The sequence below is a fragment of the Roseovarius sp. THAF9 genome (genome assembly GCF_009363715.1).
Taxonomy (GTDB): Bacteria; Pseudomonadota; Alphaproteobacteria; order Rhodobacterales; family Rhodobacteraceae; genus Roseovarius.
In genome coordinates this window covers 3,544,836-3,563,798 of sequence record NZ_CP045404.1, presented here as the reverse complement: position 1 = coordinate 3,563,798, position 18,963 = coordinate 3,544,836, and the positions used below count along the sequence as shown (strand labels likewise).

Here is an 18,963-nt window from a genome sequence, read left to right as displayed (position 1 = left end):
CTACGCCGGGAGGTAAAGGGGCCGATCAGAAGATGAAGTCGCTGGCATCCAGGTCGCTGAGGGACACGTTGTTGAGGATGATCAGGTTGCCGTTTCCGGTGTCGATCTCGACATTGGCGCCCGCTTGCGTGGCCGCGCCGCTTGTGGTCGAACCCAGGTTCAGATCCGCCAGCGACGTGATCGAGGTGACCGCCTGAAGGTCGATCTTCTCGAACGTGTTCAGCGCATCGAAGTCGCCCACCGTGTCCACACCGTGGCCGTCCTGGAAGACGAAGGTGTCGGCGTTGAAATCCCCGAACATCAGGTCGTTGCCCGCGCCGCCGTCGATCAAGTCGAAACCTGCGTTGCCGCCGATGCGATCGTCGCCGCCGCCCGCTTCGATAATGTCGTTGCCCAGTTGGCCGAAGAAGGCGGTACTGTCATCGCCACCGCGCATCGTATCGTTGCCCGAGCCGCCGAACTGGCCGCCGAAACCTTCGTAGTCTTCCAGCAGGTCGTCCCCGGCGCCGCCGAACAGCCGGTCAAAGCCGGCTTCGCCGTTCAGCGTGTCGTTGCCGTCTTCGCCGTAAATGTTGTCGGCCTGGGCGCCGCCATGGATCTCGTCATCGCCGATGCCGCCCTGCAAGAGGTCAAAGCCGACGCCGCCGAAGATCGTGTCGTTGCCAGCGCCGCCTTCGACGCCGTCAACAGACGTGCCGAAGTTGAAACCTGCGTCGATCCAGTCGTCGCCGTCCCCGCCAAAGAGACGGTCCGCACCCGATCCGCCAAGCAGCGTGTCGTTGCCTGCGTCACCATGGATCTGATCCGCGCCGTCGCCGCCATCAAGGTGGTCCTGGTCGTTGCCACCGCTCAGGAAGTCGGCCTGGTTTTCGCCAAGAAGCGTATCGTTGCCGTCGCCGCCAGAGATCGAGTCGAACCCGGCGCTGCCGAGCAGGCTGTCGTTGCCGCCGTTGCCGTTGAGCGTATCATTGCCGCCGAACCCGACCAGGAAGTCGCCATTCTCCCCACCGTCAAGTGTGTCCGCTCCCGCGGTGCCAAGATCGGTGATGCCGGCCAGAGATTCCAGCTGTGCGTAGGTCAGCGTGCCATCGGAGAACTGGATGAATTCCACGTCGTCGGAAATGAAATCGACACCGTCGCTGTCCCGGACGACCAAGCCGCTGCCGCCGTACGTGTATCCGTTAAACGTGAACCCTGCATTGGTCTGGGTGATAACGACGCTGGACTGAGAGGAAGCAAGCACCGCGGTGTCGGTGCCCGCGCCGCCGATCATGCCGTCGTCGCCGGCGCCGCCGTCCATCGTGTCATTGCCGTCTTCACCCAGCAGAACATCGTTGCCTGCGCCGCCGGCTATACCATCATTGCCGCCGCGGCCATGGATACCCTCGTCAGCCGCGCTGCCAATGAGTGTGTCGTTGCCGTTTCTTGAGCCGCGTACCACCTCGATATTGCTGAGCGTGTCCGTGAAGAGTCCGCCGAAATACGTGCCTGTCGCCGTACCTGTCGTCAGGTCCACGCTGACGGCATCATAGCCGCTGCGGTCATAGCGGATGCGGTCGAAACCGTCCCCTCCGTCCACCGTGTCGTTGCCGCCGCGCACGATGAACGATTCGTCATCGCCGCTGCCGAGAAGTGAGTCGTTGCCGGCACTTGTCCGCAGCTCGATGTCGTAAAAATTGTTTCCGGTGCTTGTCAGGTTGAGCTGGTCGGTAAAGCCGTCCTGCGTGATCGTGCCGGCTGTGAGGTCCGCTGTGACCGCGCCATTGCTGAAGATATAAGATATCCGCGCGTAACCCGTGCCCGTGAAGTTCAGGTTGAAGGTGTCATTGCCGTCTTCGCCGACAATATCCATCCATTGCTCGTCGCCCAGAGTCACGTTGAACGTGTCCGCTCCGGTGCTGCCGTTGATGCGCAAGCCGCCGGTCGTCCAGCCGGAGGCGAGCGGGTTGATCACGTCAATGATCGTATCGGTGCCTTCGACGCCCGCATTGATGGACCCAGTGTTATTTAGGCCGTTGATTGTAGCGGTGATCGGCGATGTGGAGAATGTGTAGTCAAGCGGCACCCAGCCGTCCACGATGTCCGACAAATCGAACGTGTCATTCCCGGCGCTGGAATATATCGTATCACCATTGCCGTTATTGTCACCGGGATTGATCGTGTCATTCCCATCGAAACCGAAAAGAATGTCGTTGCCGAGACCGCCATCAAGTGAATCGTTTCCCTGACCTCCGATCAGAGTGTCGGCACCTGACGTACCGATCGCCGTGATCGGCTGCGTGATCAACTCCAGCAGATCCTCGAGTTCTGACATGTCGTAGCCGAAGGCGGCGGACGCGGCGCTGGCGTCGAAAGTGATCGGACCATCTGCGTTGAACAGCGCGGCCAAGCCGGTCAGATCATCGTTCGCCTCGATATCGAGCAGTGCCTGAAGGAGGGTGGTGATTGGCCAGGAGATGCCTGAGACTGTCGCCTGTGCCACATTGTTCTGCGAGAAGCTGAACCCCGTGATCGTGCCTTGAACGGGGTCACCAGCGGAGTTCACGAGCAGGTTTGTCCCGGTGATGGTCGTGAAGATCCCGGTGTCGGAGTTTTCTAGTTCGATTGTTGAGGTGACCTGGTTTCGGGGACTGATTACGTCAAGGCTATCGAGGCTGTCGTTACTGTCAAAAAAAGCGTCCCCGAGAAAGCTGCTGTTGGTACCAAGAAAGTCGATTTGCGTCACGCGATCACTCCATCAAATTAGCCAGAACTATCAAGACATCTACACAAGAGGTTGTGTTCGGCACAAGTTTTTAGGCGAAGAAAATCCACCTGTAGCGCATTTTCAACAATACGTTGCAGTATGTGATGCGCTTGCGATCAGAAGATGAAGTCGCTGGCATCTAGGTCGCTGAGGGACACGCCGTTGAGGATGATCAGGTTGCCGTTTCCGGTGTCGATCTCGACATTGGCGCCCGCTTGCGTGGCCGCGCCGCTTGTGGTCGAACCCAGGTTCAGATCCGCCAGCGACGTGATCGAGGTGACCGCCTGAAGGTCGATCTTCTCGAACGTGTTCAGCGCATCGAAGTCGCCCACCGTGTCCACACCGTGGCCGTCCTGGAAGACGAAGGTGTCGGCGTTGAAATCCCCGAACATCAGGTCGTTGCCCGCGCCGCCGTCGATCGTGTCAAAGCCGGCATTCGCGCCGATGCGATCGTCGCCGCCGCCCGCCTCGATCAGGTCATTGCCGATCTGGCCGAAGAAGGTGGTACTGTCATCGCCACCGCGCATCGTATCGTTGCCCGAGCCGCCGAACTGGCCGCCGAAACCTTCGTAGTCTTCCAGCAGGTCGTCCCCGGCGCCGCCGAACAGCCGGTCAAAGCCGGCTTCGCCGTTCAGCGTGTCGTTGCCGTCTTCGCCGTAAATGTTGTCGGCCTGGGCGCCGCCATGGATCTCGTCATCGCCGATGCCGCCCTGCAAGAGGTCAAAGCCGACGCCGCCGAAGATCGTGTCGTTGCCAGCGCCGCCTTCGACGCCGTCAACAGACGTGCCGAAGTTGAAACCTGCGTCGATCCAGTCGTCGCCGTCCCCGCCAAAGAGACGGTCCGCACCCGATCCGCCAAGCAGCGTGTCGTTGCCTGCGTCACCATGGATCTGATCCGCGCCGTCGCCGCCATCAAGGTGGTCCTGGTCGTTGCCACCGCTCAGGAAGTCAGCGAGGTCTCCACCCTCCAACTCGTCATTGCCATCGCCGCCTTCGATCGTGTCGAACCCGCTTCCGCCCTGGATCGTGTCGTTTCCGTCCCCGCCATTCACGCTGTCCTGACCCGCGCTGGCGATAATGGAATTGGCTGCTTCGTTGCCGGTGATTGTGTCGTTGCCGGCACCAGTCACGAGGTTCTCGATGACCGTTCCGACCGCGATACCGATCTGGCCGATCCGGCTACCGATATCCGAGAATTCTCCGCCTTGCAGGTTGACGTTGGCCGCTCTTCCGTTGCCCAGAAAACTTAGGTCAAGCGTGTCGGTGCCGCCCTGATCATACAAGGTAAAGGCCATGGGTGTGCCGTCAGTATTCGGACCTGTCCTGCCGGTGGCCAGCACGTTGAACAGATCGTCCAGATAGTTGCCGATATTCGAGTTCAAGCCGAAGGTTGTGTCGCCTGCGGTCACGCCGTTTGCGCCTGGGGCACCATACATCCGCTGGATCGCCAGAATGTCGACCATCATGGGACCCGCCGTGTAGGCAAAGCTGGCCGGTTGCGTCGGATTTTCGGTCTGGCTGAAATACGACATCACTGACAAGTGCCAGCTGTCATTCGCGAAGGTGGCGCTGTCGGAATAGTTGATGGGCTGGCCGTTGAAGTTGTAGTCGCCTTGGTGGTTCAGGCCAAGCGCATGACCGAACTCATGCACGAAAGTCTGGAATGAATAGCTGTCGAGCGTCGTGCCCTGACTGTTGAACCAGCTGCTGTTGACGTTCAGTTCCACGCCATCGGTGTTGTCGCCCATGTTGGTGCTTGTCGATCCCGAGTTCGGGAAGAACGCGAACGCGCCAGGATCCTCGTCATCGACGGTGATCATCTCGTTTCCTTGCGTGCCATCGCTCTGGATCACGAAATTGACGTCAGCCACCATTTCCCAGGCATCCATCGCCCAACGCGCCATTTGCTGACCCACCGCCGTCAGACCCGAGATGTCGACGGTGATCGCGGCGGCCTGCGCAGCCGAGAACGTGACAGGATAGAGGCCCTCGCCGACGATCAGGTAATCGGCGAGCTGGTCGTATGTAGCCACTGACGGCGGCAGTGGCGGTGTTGTCTCCTGGACGCTGACACGATAGCTGCCGGTCTCGGTGCTATAGGCGTCGGCCTCGATATAGTAGGTGCCGGTATAGCTTGCCGTGAACACCAATTCCGAGTTCAGATTGCTTGGATAACTTACATCGTCGTTGAGGGTGACAAGGTTTCCCGTGTCGTCGTAGATGGCAAGATACGGATCGCTCAGTGTGATGCCGGTGAGCGAGATCTGATAGGCATCGCCCTGCGTCAGGTCGATTGCGATCCAGTCCTGATCCGTGCCCGAGGCGATTGATCCGTTGAACGTGTCGCCGACCGACATGGTGTAGCTCGTGAATGTGCCTGCGGAGGCATCGAAGCTTTCCGAGATCAGCGCTGCGAGGGGCCATTCCGGGGTCAGAACGCCGGGGTCGTGGCGCATCGGATCGAATGTCTGGGTCAGCCTGCAAATTGTGCACATGTGGTCTTTTCTCGCTACTCTTTATGGCCTCGACTCGGCTTTTCCGGCTTTTGCAACTTTCCGTGAAGGTTTTGAAGCTCGAACCGTCGCGGCCGGGCCGTGTTGCAAGGTTTCGCCGCCGTCGGTGTGGCGTCGCGAGGAATTTGACGATCCAGTAGGGCGTTTTTAGGGCAAAGATGCGATGGTCTTGACTTATTGAGAATGACTTGCATATTCACTTTTATCTGCGGCAGGAAAGGATATCCGCGATGCATTTCTCACGACGTCAGGTCGTTTTGAGCGCATTGGCGGTCGGCACGTTCGCGAGCACGCCGTCGCGCGCGAGAACGGGACGGCTGTCAGTGGTCGCCACAACCGGCATGATCGGTGATGCCGCGCGGCGCGTCGGCGGCGACCATGTCGAGGTCAGGTCGCTGATGGGAGCCGGGGTGGACCCTCATTCTTATCGCCAGACCCGCACCGACATTCAGGCCGCGCTGCGCGCCGATTTGGTGCTTTGGCATGGTCTTTATCTTGAAGCGCAGATGGAGGAATTCCTGCTCAAGCTCGGGCAACGCGGAACGGCCGTGCCGGTGGGCGAGAATGTCCCGCGTGAAGACCGGATTGCCCACGAGGATTACGTCAACAAGTTCGACCCGCATGTCTGGATGGTGCCACAGCTTTGGGCGTATGTGGTGAACGGTGTGCGAGACGCGCTGAGCACGGCCGCACCGGAACGCGCGTCGGATTTTGCAGCCAACGCCGCCGCGTACCAGGCGGAATTGACCAAGCTTGGAAAGTATGCGAAGGCCACTTTGGCCACTGTTCCACCATCCGCCCGCGTGCTGCTGACTGCGCATGACGCGTTCGGTTATTTCGGTTCGGCCTATGATTTCGACGTGATAGGTATCCAAGGCATATCGACCGAGTCCGAGGCGGGTCTGAGCCGCATACGAACCCTTGTGGACATGCTGGTGGAGCGTGACGTTCAGGCCGTTTTTGTCGAGACGTCGGTCAGTGATCGAAACGTGCGGGCTCTCGTCGAGGGCGCTGCGGCGCGAGGGCATGCAGTTCAGATCGGCGGCGAACTTTTCTCGGACGCGATGGGGGAGCCGGGCAGCTACGAAGGGACGTATATCGGGATGATCGACCACAATGTCACGACCATCGCCGACGCCTTGGGCGGTCGTGCCCCGGAACGTGGCATGCAGGGTCTTTTGGCGGCGGAAGGCTGAGAAAATGAGCATGAAGCTGGTCACACCGGATAGAGATCAGAGCGACCGGGAGGCGTTAGCGTCAAGCCCGCTTGCCATTCGCGGGCTGACCGTGTCCTATGCAGAGAAACCCGCTGTGTTCTCCGTAGACGCGACGTTTCAGCCAGGAAATATGACGGCCATCATCGGTCCGAACGGCGCGGGCAAATCGACTATGTTGAAAGCGGCGCTTGGCATCGTGACGCCCTTGTCCGGACGCGTTACGGCCTGGGGCCATCCCCTGGAAAAGATGCGTGCCCGCATCGCCTATGTGCCACAGCGTGCAAGCGTGGATTGGGATTTCCCGACGCGTGTGCTCGATGTGGTGCTGATGGGCCAGTATCGCCAGCTTGGCCTTCTGGGGCGCGTTAAGACTAGGCACATACAGACCGCCATCAACTGCTTGGAGCGCGTCGGTATGGACGGATTTGCCGATCGGCAAATCGGCCAGCTTTCGGGTGGTCAGCAGCAGCGTGTGTTTCTTGCGCGGGCCTTGGCGCAGGACGCCGACCTGTACCTGCTGGACGAACCCTTTGCCGGGGTTGACGCAGCGACGGAGACGGCGATCATCTCGGTCCTCAAGTCCCTGCGCCAGCAAGGCAAGACGGTCGTGGCGGTGCATCACGACCTGTCGACCGTCGCCGCTTACTTCGATTGGGTCTTTGTCATCAACACCAGCAAGGTCGCAGAAGGTCCGGTCGCCGAGGCGTTCACCCAGACCAACCTTCAAGAGGCCTATGGCGGGCGGCTGGCGACCGCGCAGATCGGGATCACGGGATAATATGCCATGATCTGGGACGCGCTGACTTTGCAACTGGGCTACAACGCCACTCTGGTCACGGTCGGGGCGGCCTTGCTTGGCATGGCGGCGGGGGCCACGGGAAGTTTCCTGTTCCTGGGCAAGCGGGCGCTGGTTAGCGACGCGATCAGCCACGCCACGCTGCCGGGGGTGGCCCTAGCCTTTATTGCGATGGTCGGGCTGGGCGGTGACGGACGAGCTTTGCCCGGGTTGCTTTTGGGCTCGGCCCTGTCGGCCGCCGTGGGCCTTTTGTCTGTCAGCGCCCTGACCAATCGCACGCGCTTGTCCGAGGATGCGGCGATCGGTGCAGTGCTGTCGGTGTTTTTCGGTTTCGGAATCGTTTTGCTGACGGTTATCCAGTCGATGAGTTCCGGGCGGCAGGCCGGACTGGAAAATTTCCTGCTTGGGTCGACCGCGGGAATGTTGTGGCAGGATGCCGTTGTGATTGCTTTGGGTGGCGCAGCCGTACTGGGGCTAGTGGCGCTGCTGCGGCGGCCAATGACGATGGTCGCCTTTGATCGGGAGTTCGCCGCCGGCGCGGGTATGAACGTGCCCCGGATAGAGCTGGCGATGATGGGCGTGGCACTTGCGATCACCGTGGTCGGTCTCAAGATCGTGGGTCTTATCCTGATCGTGGCGTTGCTGATCATACCGGCGGTGGCGGCGCGGTTCTGGACCGACCGGGTGGGTTACGTGGTGATCCTGGCCGGGCTGATCGGCGGGGTGGCAGGATATTCCGGGACGGCCCTATCGGCCACGGCGCCGGCACTGCCGACCGGGCCGATCGTCGTTCTGGTGTCGTTCGCCTTGTTCGCTCTTTCGCTTGTCGCCGCGCCGAACCGCGGCGTTTTGGCGGCCGTGCTGCGCCACCGAAGGTTTCGGGCCAGGGTTCACGTGCGGCAAGGGTTGCTGGCGCTGGCGCAGGGCCAACCGATCTACGAAGGCCTGACCTTGCGACTTATGCGTCGCAAGGGTCTGATCCGGCCGGATGGTGTGGCGACCGATCAAGGCCGGGCTCAAGCGGCGGCGGCGCTGCGTGACGAGCGGCGCTGGCTGGCGTTGCGCTCGGATCCGGCGCATGAAGAAGCCACAGCAAGCTATGACGGGCTGACGCCCCTGGATGACATCCTGACGCCCGACCAGCTATTGGCGCTTGATGACGGGCTGCGCTTAAAGGAGGTGCCGTGATGGGGGAGGAGTTTGTCGTCCTTTCACTGGCACCGATCTCGATAGGGATCTGTGCCGCCGTGGCCTGTGCGATTCCCGGCAACTTCTTATTGCTGCGGCGGCAGGCCCTGATCGGCGACGCGATCAGCCATGTCGTCCTGCCCGGAATCGTGGTGGCGTTTCTGTTGACCGGCGTCGTGGCGGCATGGCCGATGATGCTGGGCGCGGGCGCGGCGGCGCTTGTCGCTGTCGGATTGATTGAAACGATCCGCCGCCTGGGCAAGATTGAACCGGGCGCTGCCATGGGGGTGGTGTTCACAGCGATGTTTGCGGGCGGCGTTCTGTTGCTGGAGCAGTCAGACACCTCGTCGGTGCATCTGGACGTCGAGCACGCGCTTTACGGCAACCTTGAGAGCCTGATCTGGCTGGACGCGGTCGGTTGGTCATCCCTGTGGGACACGGAGGCCCTGCGCGGCCTGCCGCCCGAACTGCCGCGTATGGCGTTGACCCTGGCGTTCGTCACGGCGGTGACCTGGATGTTCTGGCGGCCCTTGAAGTTGTCGACCTTCGACGAGGGGTTCGCCCGCACAATGGGCCTGCCAGTCGGTCTGATCGGCCTGACGCTGGTCGTGGCTGCCGCCATCGCGGCGGTGGCGGCCTTCGACGCAGTCGGCTCGATCATCGTAATCGCGATGTTCATCTGTCCGCCTGCCGCGGCTCGGATGATGACGAACGGGCTTGAGGCGCAGGTGGCGTGGTCGGTTCTCTTTGCGGTGACCTCGGCGATTCTGGGCTATGTGCTGGCAGGATATGGACCGCTGTGGCTAGGCTTTGACGACGCGGTCAGTGCCGCGGGCATGATCGCTACGGTGTCCGGCGTGATCCTTGCGCTGGCAGCAGTGTTCGGGCCCTGTCGCAATCGCAGCGGCGCAAGGGCGGAGCCGTCCTAGCTTTCGGCGAGGCCCAATGCCCTGCCAAGCGCAGCAAGCCCGAGTGGGACAAGGTCGCCCGGGGCAAGCGCCGTCGCGGGAACGCTCTGAGCCGCAAGCGCGGTCATTTGAGCGGATGGCGTGACGCTAATGACCAGCACTTCCTGCCCCAGCCAGTAGGGCCGGGTCGCCGCCAGTTCTGCGCCCACGAGGTGCCCCGTCAGCGCGGCGCGGTCGCCCGTGATTTCCGCCTGCCGAAGATGCGCGGCCAGACGTTCGGGGCGGCTGAGCGTGTCGGCTATCGCGTCGGCATCTGCCGAAGCTGCGCCGCCGAGCGCGTTGATCAGCCGTGGTGTCAGGACGGTCTGGGCGCTCACCGCCTCTTCAGCGCTGACGTGGATCCAATGGGTTACGTCGCCTTGCGTGGCGCAGATCACACCATCCCAATGCGGTCGGGAGGCAAGTGCACCGGCTATCCAGAGGCGTACCGAAGCCGCGATTATATCGGGCGGCTCGGCTTGTTCCAGCGCCGACAGGCCACTTGTGCGTTGCGGTACGACGGCGGCGGGCAGGCGATCGGGTGGACCATCGCCGAGCCTCACGGTCCGCGGTGCATCACCCAGATCGGCGCGAACCGCCTTTTCGGTCGTTGCAATGACCTGCCGTTCAAGGTGCGCCCCGTCGAGCAGATATCCAGCCGTGCCTGAACTGTCCGGGACCAGCGCGATCCAGCGAGTCATTGTGCCTGCATCTGGCGCACCAGCGGCGCGACATCATAACCCGCCTTGCCCGCGCGGGCGATGATCTCTTTATCTTCGCGCCGGCCATGTTCGACCGCCGCCCACAGCATGGTGCATCGCGTGCCGCTGCGGCAATAGGCTAGGATCGGCTTCGGCAATTCCTTGAGTGCCTGATCGAACGCGGCGAGGGCTTCGGGCGTGATCAGGCCAGAGGTGATCGGCACGCAGCGAACTTCGAGCCCCTCGGCCCGGGCGGCAGCCTCGATCGCGTCGAAATCTGGCTGGCCAAGTTCCTCGCCATCCGGACGGTTGCAGAGGATCGAGTGAAACCCCGCACCGGCGATTTCCCTGATATGGGCCGCGTCGATCTGCGGCGAGACGGCGAATTCCTTGGTCAGGGGGCGAATGTCCATGGTCTGGCTCCTATTCGGGTCGTGCCCATATGGACAAAAACCGGGTGGGAATTCAATGGCCGCTTCGTTGACATTCGCGCGGTACGCCCCAAGGCTGCAAAGCGAAGTCGGGAGAGCGTGACGATGGGCCATTGGGAATTCTGGATCGACCGGGGCGGGACCTTCACCGACGTGGTGGCGCTGGACCCGGACGGCGCGGTGCATACCCACAAGCTATTGTCCGAGAACGCCGAGCGGTATCGCGATGCCGCCGTGCAGGGCATACGCGAGGTGATGGGCGTCGAGGAGGATTTTGCCGACGGGTTCATCGCCGCGGTGAAGATGGGTACGACCGTCGCCACCAATGCGCTGTTGGAGCGCAAGGGCGAGCGGGTGCTGCTGGTCATAACCAAGGGGTTTCGGGATCTGCTGAAGATCGGCTATCAGGCCCGGCCGCGGCTGTTTGACCTGGCCATCAAGCGGCCAGACCTGCTGTACGAAGATGTGGTCGAAATGGACGAGCGGCTGAGTGCCGACGGCGCGGTCGTGCGCGATCTGGACGAGGCGTCGGTATGTCTGGCGCTGCAAGAGGCTTATGACGCGGGCATCCGAGCCGTGGCCATTGCTGGGCTGCATGCCTATCTCAATCCCGATCACGAGGACCGGGTGGCCGAGATGGCACACGGGATCGGATTTACCCAGATCTCTACCAGCGCGGATGTCTCGCGCCTGGCCAAGTTGGTGGGACGGGGCGATACCACGGTGGTGGATGCGTACCTGTCGCCGATCCTGCGGCGATACGTCGACCAAGTGGCCGATGCGCTGGACCTTGGCCGCGCGTGCCAGCGCCTGCTGTTCATGCAATCCAGCGGCGGGTTGACCGAGGCGCGGCGGTTCCAGGGGCGCGACGCGATCCTGTCAGGCCCGGCGGGCGGCATTGTCGGCATGGCGGCCACGGGCGAAGCCGCCGGGTTCGACAAGCTGATAGGGTTCGACATGGGCGGCACGTCGACGGATGTCAGCCACTATGCCGGCAGTTACGAGAGGTCGTTCGAGACCGAGGTGGCGGGCGTCAGAATGCGCGCGCCAATGATGGACATCCACACCGTTGCGGCGGGCGGCGGCAGCATCTGCAAATTCGAGGATGGCCGGTTTCAGGTCGGCCCCGAAAGCGCGGGGGCCGATCCCGGACCGGCCTGTTACCGCCGGGGTGGCCCGCTGGCGGTGACAGATTGCAACCTGATGCTGGGGAAGCTGAACCCCGAACATTTCCCCGCCGTCTTTGGCCCCGATGGCGACGCGCCGCTGGATGCCGACGTTGTGCGCGAGAAATTCGCCGCCCTGTCCGAGACCGTCGCGCAAGAGACGGGCGAGACGCCCCGCAGCCCCGAGGACATGGCCGAGGGTTTCCTGCGCATTGCCGTGGACAACATGGCCAACGCGATCAAGAAGATCAGCGTGCAGCGCGGCCATGACGTGACGGGCTATACCTTGCAATGTTTCGGCGGTGCGGGCGGTCAGCATGCCTGCCTGGTAGCTGATGCGCTGGGCATGACACGGGTGATGATTCATCCCTATGCCGGTGTGCTGTCGGCCTTCGGCATGGGCCTGGCCGAAATCAAATCGATGAAGGAGGTGCAGATGGATGCGCCTTTGGATCAGATCGGGTCGGCGCTGGCGCGGGCGCAGGATATGGCCGAGGATGCCTCCGCCGAGGTCGAGGCACAGGGCGGCACCCAGGTCGCTGCAACGACGCGGCTGCATCTGCGTTACGAAGGCTCACACCAGGCGCTGCCAGTCGAGGCCAAGACCGAAGACGAGGCACGGGCCGCCTTTGAGACGGCGCACAAGGCGCGATTCGGCTTTGCCTCGCACGACCGTGGCGTAGTGATCGAGATGCTTAGCGTCGAGGCCACCGGAAAGAGCGGGATCACCCCTGCGCCGCCGGTGCCACAGGGCGGCGGGCAGGCCGTCGCGCACGTGCCGATTTACACCGACGGTGAATGGCAGGACGTGCCGATCTATGAGCGCGGAACGCTGGGCCCCGATGCAAGTGTCAAGGGCCCGGCCATCATCACCGAACCCACCGGCACCAACATGGTCGAGCCCGGATGGGCCGCTCGGGTGGATCGGCTGGGGAACCTGATCCTCGACCGGGTCGAGGCCAAGGCGCGGGACCACGCCGCGGGCACGCAGGTCGATCCGGTGCTGCTGGAAGTGTTCAACAACCTGTTCATGTCGGTGGCCGACCAGATGGGCGCGACGCTGGCCAACACGTCTTGGTCGGTCAACATAAAGGAGCGGCTGGATTTCTCCTGTGCGATCTTCGACGCCGAGGGCGAGCTGGTGGCCAACGCGCCGCATGTGCCGGTGCATCTGGGCTCGATGTCGGACAGCATAAAGACTGTGATGCGGCTGAACCCGGATGTGAAGCCGGGCGATGCTTACATGCTCAACTCGCCCTTCAAAGGCGGCACACATCTGCCGGACGTGACGGTAGTGACGCCGGTCTTCATAGAGGACAAGCCGGTCTTTTGGCTGGGGAGCCGGGGGCACCACGCCGACATCGGCGGGCGCACGCCCGGCAGCGCGCCGCCCGACAGCCGCCACATCGACGAAGAGGGCGTGCTGATCGACAACGTCAGGCTGCTGGCCGAGGGCGATTTTCAGCTGGCGGAGGCCGAAGCGGTCTTGTCCTCGGGCAAGTATCCGTGCCGCAACATCCCGCAGAACCTGGCTGACTTGCAGGCACAGGTGGCGGCGAACGAAACCGGGCGGCAGGAGCTTTTGAAGGTCGTGGACCAGTTCGGCCTGGACGTGGTTCAGGCCTATATGCGCCACGTTCAGGACAATGCCGAGGAAAGCGTGCGGCGGGTGATCGACAAGCTGACTGACGGGCAGTTCACCTATCCGATGGACCACGGTGCGACGATCAAGGTGCGCGTGAGCGTAGACCGGAACGCACGCGAGGCGACCATAGATTTCACCGGCACTTCCGCGCAGCACGACGGCAACTACAACGCGCCGAAGTCGATCTGCCGCGCCGTGGTCTTGTATGTGTTCCGCACGATGGTCGGCGCGGACATCCCGCTGAACGAGGGGTGTCTGAAGCCGCTAGATATCATCATCCCGGATGGCTCTATGCTGAACCCGGTTTATCCGGCTGCGGTCATCTCGGGCAATACCGAGGTCAGCCAGGCGACCTGCAACGCCCTTTACGGGGCGCTTGGGGTGATCGCGGGCAGCCAGGCGACGATGAATAATTTCGTCTGGGGCAACGACGATTTCCAGAATTACGAGACCATCGCAGGCGGCACCGGTGCCGGCCCTGGTTTCGACGGCTGCGACGCGGTGCAAAGCCATATGACCAACACGCGCATGACCGATCCTGAAGTGCTGGAGAAGCGTTTCCCGGTGCGTCTGGAAGCGTTCACGATTCGATCGAATTCAGGCGGTGCGGGCCAGTGGCGCGGCGGGCATGGCGTTTTTCGCACCATGCGGTTCCTGGAACCCGTTACAGTGACCACCCTGAGTAATCACCGGATCATTCCGCCCTTTGGCGGCGACGGGGGTGAGCCCGGAAAAGTTGGGCGCAACTGGGTCGAGATGCCGGACGGCACGGTGCGTGAAATGGCAGGCAATGACGAGATCGACCTTCCGAAGGGCGCGATTTTCGGCATGGAGACACCCGGCGGAGGAGGTTGGGGAGAACCCTCTGCATGAAGGGACAGGGCGTGGTATAGTTTAAATCTGAAGATCGCAGACCAGCAATAAGGGAGGACCCTAACCTATGACCGACAAGGACGCCTACACCAAGAAGCTCGAGGCTCAGATGAAGGAGTGGCAGGCCAATATCGACAAGATGCGCGCGCAGGCCGAAAAGGCACAAGCGGATGCGCAAGGCCAGTACGAGGAACACCTGAAAGAGCTTCGTGCGAAGCGTGACGAGATGCAGGTCAAGCTGGACGAGTTGCAGCGCAATCAAACGGCGGCATGGAACGACGTGAAGGCCGGTGCCGACAAGGCGTGGGACGACATGTCAAAGGCCATGCAGGATGCGTGGAAGCGGTTCAGTTGAAGCGCTGACCGTCCCGGGCGTCAGTCATAGCGCAGCTCCGTCGCCTTGCCGCGGAAGATCACGTAGGACAGCACCGTGTACCCGATGATCATCGGCAGGACGAAAAGCGTGCCGACGAGAATGATCATCAGGCTTTCCGGTGCGCTTGCGGCCTCGAATATGGTCAGGCGCTCGGGCACCACATAGGGGTAGAACGAATACGCCATGCCGATAAAGCCCAGCGTGAAGAGCGCGATGGTCAAGGCGAACGGCGCGGCGCACAGCGCGTCGTTTTCCCGCGGTAGGCCGCGCAGCAGGCCCCAGAGCAGAAAGATCAGGCCCGCCGAGATCAGGGGCAGCGGTGCGAGGAAGTAAAGTTCGGGCAGGGTGAACCACTTGTCGAAGATCCGGCTGCTGACGAAGGGAGAGGCCAGCGATATGGCCCCCAGCCCAAGGATCACGCCCCAGATCCCGTCACGCGCCCAGCGGATGGCCTTGGCCTGCAATTCGCCTTCGGCTTTCAGGATCATCCATGTCGCCCCGATAAACGAGTAGGCCACCGTCAGGAATACCGCCGTGATCGCCCCGAAGAGCAGGGTGAAGGGCGTCATGTTCAGGCCCATGACGTATAGGCCCAACATGAAGCCCTGGGACAGCGATGCCATGATGCTTCCGATCCAGAATGACAGATCCCACAGCCGCTTGCGATTTGCCGGGGCCTTGGCGCGGAATTCGAAAGCGACGCCTCGCAGGATGAGGCCCACCAACATGAGGGCAACCGGCAGGTAGAGGGTTGTCAGGATCACGCCGTGCGCGGTGGGGAAGGCCACCAGAAGGATGCCGATGGCCAGAACCAGCCAGGTCTCATTGGCGTCCCAGAAGGGCCCGATCGAAGCGACCATGCGGTCCTTCTCGGCCTCGGTGGCGAAGGGAAAGAGTACCCCGATCCCGAGGTCGAACCCGTCGAGGCAGACATAGATCAGGATCGACAGGCCCATGAGGCCGGCAAAGGCCAGCGGCAACCAGATCGAGGGATCTCCGAACGTGTCCATGCGTCTACTCTGCCGGGGTCGGGTTCAGCCCGGGCATGTCGGGGCGGCCCCGCTTTTTCGCCTGCTGTCCGACGCAGGCGAGGTAGTAGAGCACGCCGATATAGGCCAGCAGCAGGGCGACATAGACCGAAAGGTAGATCACCAGCGTGGTCGCCACCATCGGTGCGGGCACTTCGGCCACGGCTTGCTCGGTCGTCATCACGCCGCTGACCAGCCATGGCTGCCGTCCGATTTCTGTCGTATACCAGCCCGCGAGCGTGGCGACCCAGCCGGAAAAGGCCATCGGCACCAGCGCCAGCATCAGCGGCTTGGGCAGACCCTCGGGGCCACGTCGCCGGAAGGCCATAAAGCCGACGGCGGCCCAGCTGACCAGAAGCATGGCCATGCCGGTGCCCACCATGACGCGGAAGGCGTAGAATACCGGCGCGACCGGCGGGTGAAGGATCGTGCCGTCTTCGGCGACAAAGTCGTTGAGGCCCGGAATTTCACCGTCGGCGTGGTGCGTCAGGATGATCGACGCGAGGTTCGGAATGCCGATCTCGGCATGGTTTTCGCGCGCGGCCTCGTCCGGGATCGCGAAGAGCAGAAGCGGGGCGTTGCCTTGCGTCTCCCAGTTGCCTTCCATCGCAGCCACCTTGGCGGGCTGATGTTCCAGCGTGTTCAGCCCGTGCATGTCGCCCACGAGGATCTGCATCGGGATCAGCAACGCGCCGAGGCCAAGGCCCGTCACGAGTGACACACGCACGTCTTCGCCCTTGTCGCCGCGCAGCCAGCGCAGAGCGGACAGACCGGCCAGCAGGAACGCGACCGTCAGGCCCGAGGCCAGCAGCATATGGGTCACGCGGTACGGCATGGACTGGTTGAAGATGATCGCCCACCAGTCCGTCGCGTGGGCCACACCCTCGCGCATCTCGAACCCCGCCGGCGTGTGCATCCAGCTGGACAGCACGACGATCCAGAAGGCAGACATGGTCGTGCCGAACGCCACCAAAAACGTGGCCAGCGTGTGCAGCCAGCCCGGAACGCGGCTCATGCCGAAAAGCATGATGCCCAGGAACACGGCCTCGAGGAAGAAGGCGGTCAATACTTCGTAGGCCAGAAGCGGGCCGGCGATGTTGCCGACGGTTTCCATGAAGCCGGGCCAGTTGGTGCCGAACTGGAAGGACATGGTGATCCCCGACACGACGCCAAGGCCAAAGCTGAGCGCGAACACCTTCACCCAGAAGCGGTAGGCATTCATCCAGCGTTCCTCGCCGCTGCGATTGAAGCGCAGCTTGAAGTAGAAAAGCACCCACCCCAGCGCGATCGTGATCGTGGGAAACAGGATGTGGAACGAGATGTTGGCACCGAACTGGATGCGCGAAAGCAGGAGTGTGTCCATGGCTCTAAAGTTGACAGGTTACGACGGGCGTTTTTATCCGCCACTAGTCAATTTAGGGCCAAACGCGCGAATGTCCGCCCAATGCGACCACAGAGCGCGGCGAAAATGGGAACTTCGGACGCGCGCAGTGCCGCTGCGGTTTCGCTTGTGCTGCCGTCAGACTGCGGCGAAGCCCGCGTCCAGGGCCGAAAGAACGCGGTCGATCTCGGCCTCGGTGATGATCAGGGGGGGTGACATCAGCAGGTTGTTACCTCCGATCCGGACCATCGCGCCGGCCTCGAAGGTGGCCTTGTGGACCCGTTTGACGGTGGTCGCATCCATCGGGGTTTTCGCGGCGCGGTCGCTGACCAGTTCTATGCCGGTCATCAGGCCGTGCCCGCCCCGCACATCGCCAATGATGTCGTGTTTCTCCATCAGGTTCCGCACGCCGTCGAACAGTTGGGTTCCGCGGGCCGCGGCGTTGGTTTTCGTATCCAGCCGCAAGGTCTCGGACAGGCAGGCGACGACAGCGGCGGCCCCGACCGGATGCGCGGAATAGGTATAGCCCGTCCAGATCGCGCCACCTGCATCGGCGTTCTCGAAAACCGCCGCGACCGTCTCGCTGAGGAGGACGCCACCCACGGGGAAATAGGCGCTGGTGATGCCCTTGGCGACGGTCATCATGTCGGGCTGCACGCCCCAGTGCCGGGCACCCGACCAGTCGCCGGTGCGCCCGAAGCCGCAGATCACCTCGTCGGAAATCAGCAGGATCCCGTAGCGGTCGCAGATCTCGCGCATGTGCTTCATGAAGCTGGCGTCGGGCACGATGACACCGCCCGCGCCCTGAATCGGCTCCATGATGAAGGCGGCGATGGTGCTGGGGTCTTGGAATTCGATCTCGTCCACCATCGCGGCGGCGATTTTTTCGGCCAGCTTGGCGGGGTCCGTTTCGTGGAACGGATTGCGATAGGTGTAGGGGCTGGGCAGGTGGAAACAGCCGGGCAGAAGCGGCTCGTAGGTGATGCGAAAGCGGTTGTTGCCGTTGACCGAAGCGCCGCCCCAATGGGTGCCGTGATAGCCTTTTTTCAGCGAGAGGAACTTGGTGCGCGTGGGCTCGCCCCGCAGGCGATGATATTGCCGCGCCATGCGCAGGGCCGTGTCGACCGCGTCGGACCCGCCGGAGGTGAAAAAGACGCGGGCCATGCCGTCTTCGGCAAAAAATTCCTGCACCGCGTAGGAGGCCTCGATTGCCGGGGGATTAGTGGTGCCGGCAAAGGCCGAATAATAGGGCAGTTGCCACAGCTGATCACTGATCGCCTGCTTGATGGCATCGTTGGAATAGCCCAGGTTCGTGCACCACAGCCCGCCCACGGCGTCCACCACGCGGTGCCCGTCTATATCGGTTATTTCGACGCCCTCGGCGCTTTTGATGATGGTTGGGGCATGTTCCTGCTGCTCGCCCGGGTGGCCCATCGGGTGCCACAGGTGGCGTGCGTTCATTTCTCTCAGGAAATTGTCGTCTTTCATGGAAAGCCCCCGTATCTGAGTCGCGGATTTGATCAAACGTGGCACCGCGCCGGGGTTCTGTCCAGTGACGCCACTGGGAACCGCGCAAAAGAAAGGGGGCCGTTGGTTCGGCCCCTCATTCCCTCCTGCCGCGTTGTAGGGTTACCGTGCCGGGTCTCGTTGATCGTCCCCGGTCAGGGTGTGCCGCGATGCGTGGGTCGCGGTGTGTGTCTGAAAGATATCGGAAAAGCTTTGACGGATCGCCGGGGCAGGCTGGCCCGCTATGACCGTCGCCCGGGTCATGCGGCATTCCCCGCGCGCCTGCGCAGTGCCGAAATTGAGATTTGCCCCAGTGCCGTTTGCAACACGGCGTCCCCCGATGCATGCACGGTTCCGGTCCCCTGTTCCCGTGCGTTTCATGCTGTTCTACAAGGTATAGGCGAAGTGATTCGCGCCGGTCAATAACGCGTGATTCGTTTTGAGGGCGG

Annotated in this window: 13 protein-coding genes; 6 read left to right on the top strand and 7 right to left on the bottom strand. The window is 62.6% G+C overall.

Annotation, left to right across the window (positions count from 1 at the left end):
• Positions 1-25: 25 nt before the first annotated feature.
• Both FIU86_RS23040 and FIU86_RS17605 read right to left on the bottom strand, forming a co-directional pair.
• On the bottom strand, positions 26-2,725 hold the full coding sequence (locus FIU86_RS23040) for a calcium-binding protein (protein ID WP_152476270.1): 2,700 nt from the start codon (positions 2,723-2,725) through the stop codon (positions 26-28).
• A 137-nt stretch (positions 2,726-2,862) separates the two neighbouring features.
• Positions 2,863-5,241, bottom strand: coding sequence for a M10 family metallopeptidase C-terminal domain-containing protein (locus tag FIU86_RS17605; RefSeq protein ID WP_152476269.1), 2,379 nt, complete (start codon positions 5,239-5,241; stop codon positions 2,863-2,865).
• Between the two features lie 248 nt (positions 5,242-5,489).
• Here FIU86_RS17605 and FIU86_RS17600 point away from each other — a divergent pair, with 248 nt between their 5' ends.
• From FIU86_RS17600 to FIU86_RS17585, 4 genes are read left to right on the top strand one after another with little or no spacing between them, the layout of a single operon-like run.
• Positions 5,490-6,455, top strand: a complete 966-nt coding sequence (locus FIU86_RS17600) for a metal ABC transporter solute-binding protein, Zn/Mn family (protein WP_152476268.1) — start codon at positions 5,490-5,492, stop codon at positions 6,453-6,455.
• Between the two features lie 10 nt (positions 6,456-6,465).
• Positions 6,466-7,254, top strand: a complete 789-nt coding sequence (locus FIU86_RS17595; protein ID WP_152477219.1) for a metal ABC transporter ATP-binding protein — start codon at positions 6,466-6,468, stop codon at positions 7,252-7,254.
• 6 nt (positions 7,255-7,260) lie between these two features.
• Positions 7,261-8,460 (top strand): metal ABC transporter permease, encoded by a 1,200-nt coding sequence (locus FIU86_RS17590; RefSeq protein ID WP_152476267.1) that lies wholly within the window; start codon positions 7,261-7,263, stop codon positions 8,458-8,460.
• The gene (locus FIU86_RS17585; protein ID WP_152476266.1) at positions 8,457-9,389 is read left to right on the top strand and encodes a metal ABC transporter permease; all 933 of its coding nucleotides are present in this window, start codon (positions 8,457-8,459) and stop codon (positions 9,387-9,389) included. The genes FIU86_RS17590 and FIU86_RS17585 overlap by 4 nt, the downstream gene beginning before the upstream one ends.
• On the opposite strand, the gene FIU86_RS17580 is transcribed toward FIU86_RS17585, so the two are convergent.
• Together FIU86_RS17580 and FIU86_RS17575 are read right to left on the bottom strand one after the other, a co-directional pair.
• On the bottom strand, positions 9,386-10,108 hold the full coding sequence (locus tag FIU86_RS17580) for a 2-dehydro-3-deoxygalactonokinase (protein ID WP_152476265.1): 723 nt from the start codon (positions 10,106-10,108) through the stop codon (positions 9,386-9,388). The two genes, FIU86_RS17585 and FIU86_RS17580, sit on opposite strands and share 4 nt — an antisense overlap.
• Entirely contained in the window at positions 10,105-10,521 is a 417-nt protein-coding gene (locus FIU86_RS17575; RefSeq protein WP_152476264.1) for a TIGR01244 family sulfur transferase, read from the bottom strand. The genes FIU86_RS17580 and FIU86_RS17575 overlap by 4 nt, the downstream gene beginning before the upstream one ends.
• 123 nt (positions 10,522-10,644) lie before the next feature.
• Here FIU86_RS17575 and FIU86_RS17570 point away from each other — a divergent pair, with 123 nt between their 5' ends.
• Both FIU86_RS17570 and FIU86_RS17565 read left to right on the top strand, forming a co-directional pair.
• The gene (locus FIU86_RS17570) at positions 10,645-14,223 is read left to right on the top strand and encodes a hydantoinase B/oxoprolinase family protein (protein ID WP_152476263.1); all 3,579 of its coding nucleotides are present in this window, start codon (positions 10,645-10,647) and stop codon (positions 14,221-14,223) included.
• 67 nt (positions 14,224-14,290) lie between these two features.
• Positions 14,291-14,578 (top strand): hypothetical protein, encoded by a 288-nt coding sequence (locus tag FIU86_RS17565; protein ID WP_152476262.1) that lies wholly within the window; start codon positions 14,291-14,293, stop codon positions 14,576-14,578.
• Between the two features lie 20 nt (positions 14,579-14,598).
• On the opposite strand, the gene FIU86_RS17560 is transcribed toward FIU86_RS17565, so the two are convergent.
• The 3 genes from FIU86_RS17560 to FIU86_RS17550 all read right to left on the bottom strand — a co-directional run bounded on the left by FIU86_RS17560 (position 14,599) and on the right by FIU86_RS17550 (position 18,496).
• Complete coding sequence (locus FIU86_RS17560) at positions 14,599-15,609, bottom strand: cytochrome d ubiquinol oxidase subunit II (RefSeq protein ID WP_152476261.1); 1,011 nt, start codon at positions 15,607-15,609, stop codon at positions 14,599-14,601.
• Positions 15,610-15,613: 4 nt separating this feature from the next.
• Positions 15,614-16,990, bottom strand: a complete 1,377-nt coding sequence (locus FIU86_RS17555) for a cytochrome ubiquinol oxidase subunit I (RefSeq protein WP_152476260.1) — start codon at positions 16,988-16,990, stop codon at positions 15,614-15,616.
• 156 nt (positions 16,991-17,146) lie between these two features.
• Positions 17,147-18,496, bottom strand: a complete 1,350-nt coding sequence (locus FIU86_RS17550; protein ID WP_152476259.1) for an aminotransferase class III-fold pyridoxal phosphate-dependent enzyme — start codon at positions 18,494-18,496, stop codon at positions 17,147-17,149.
• Between the last annotated feature and the right edge of the window lie 467 nt (positions 18,497-18,963).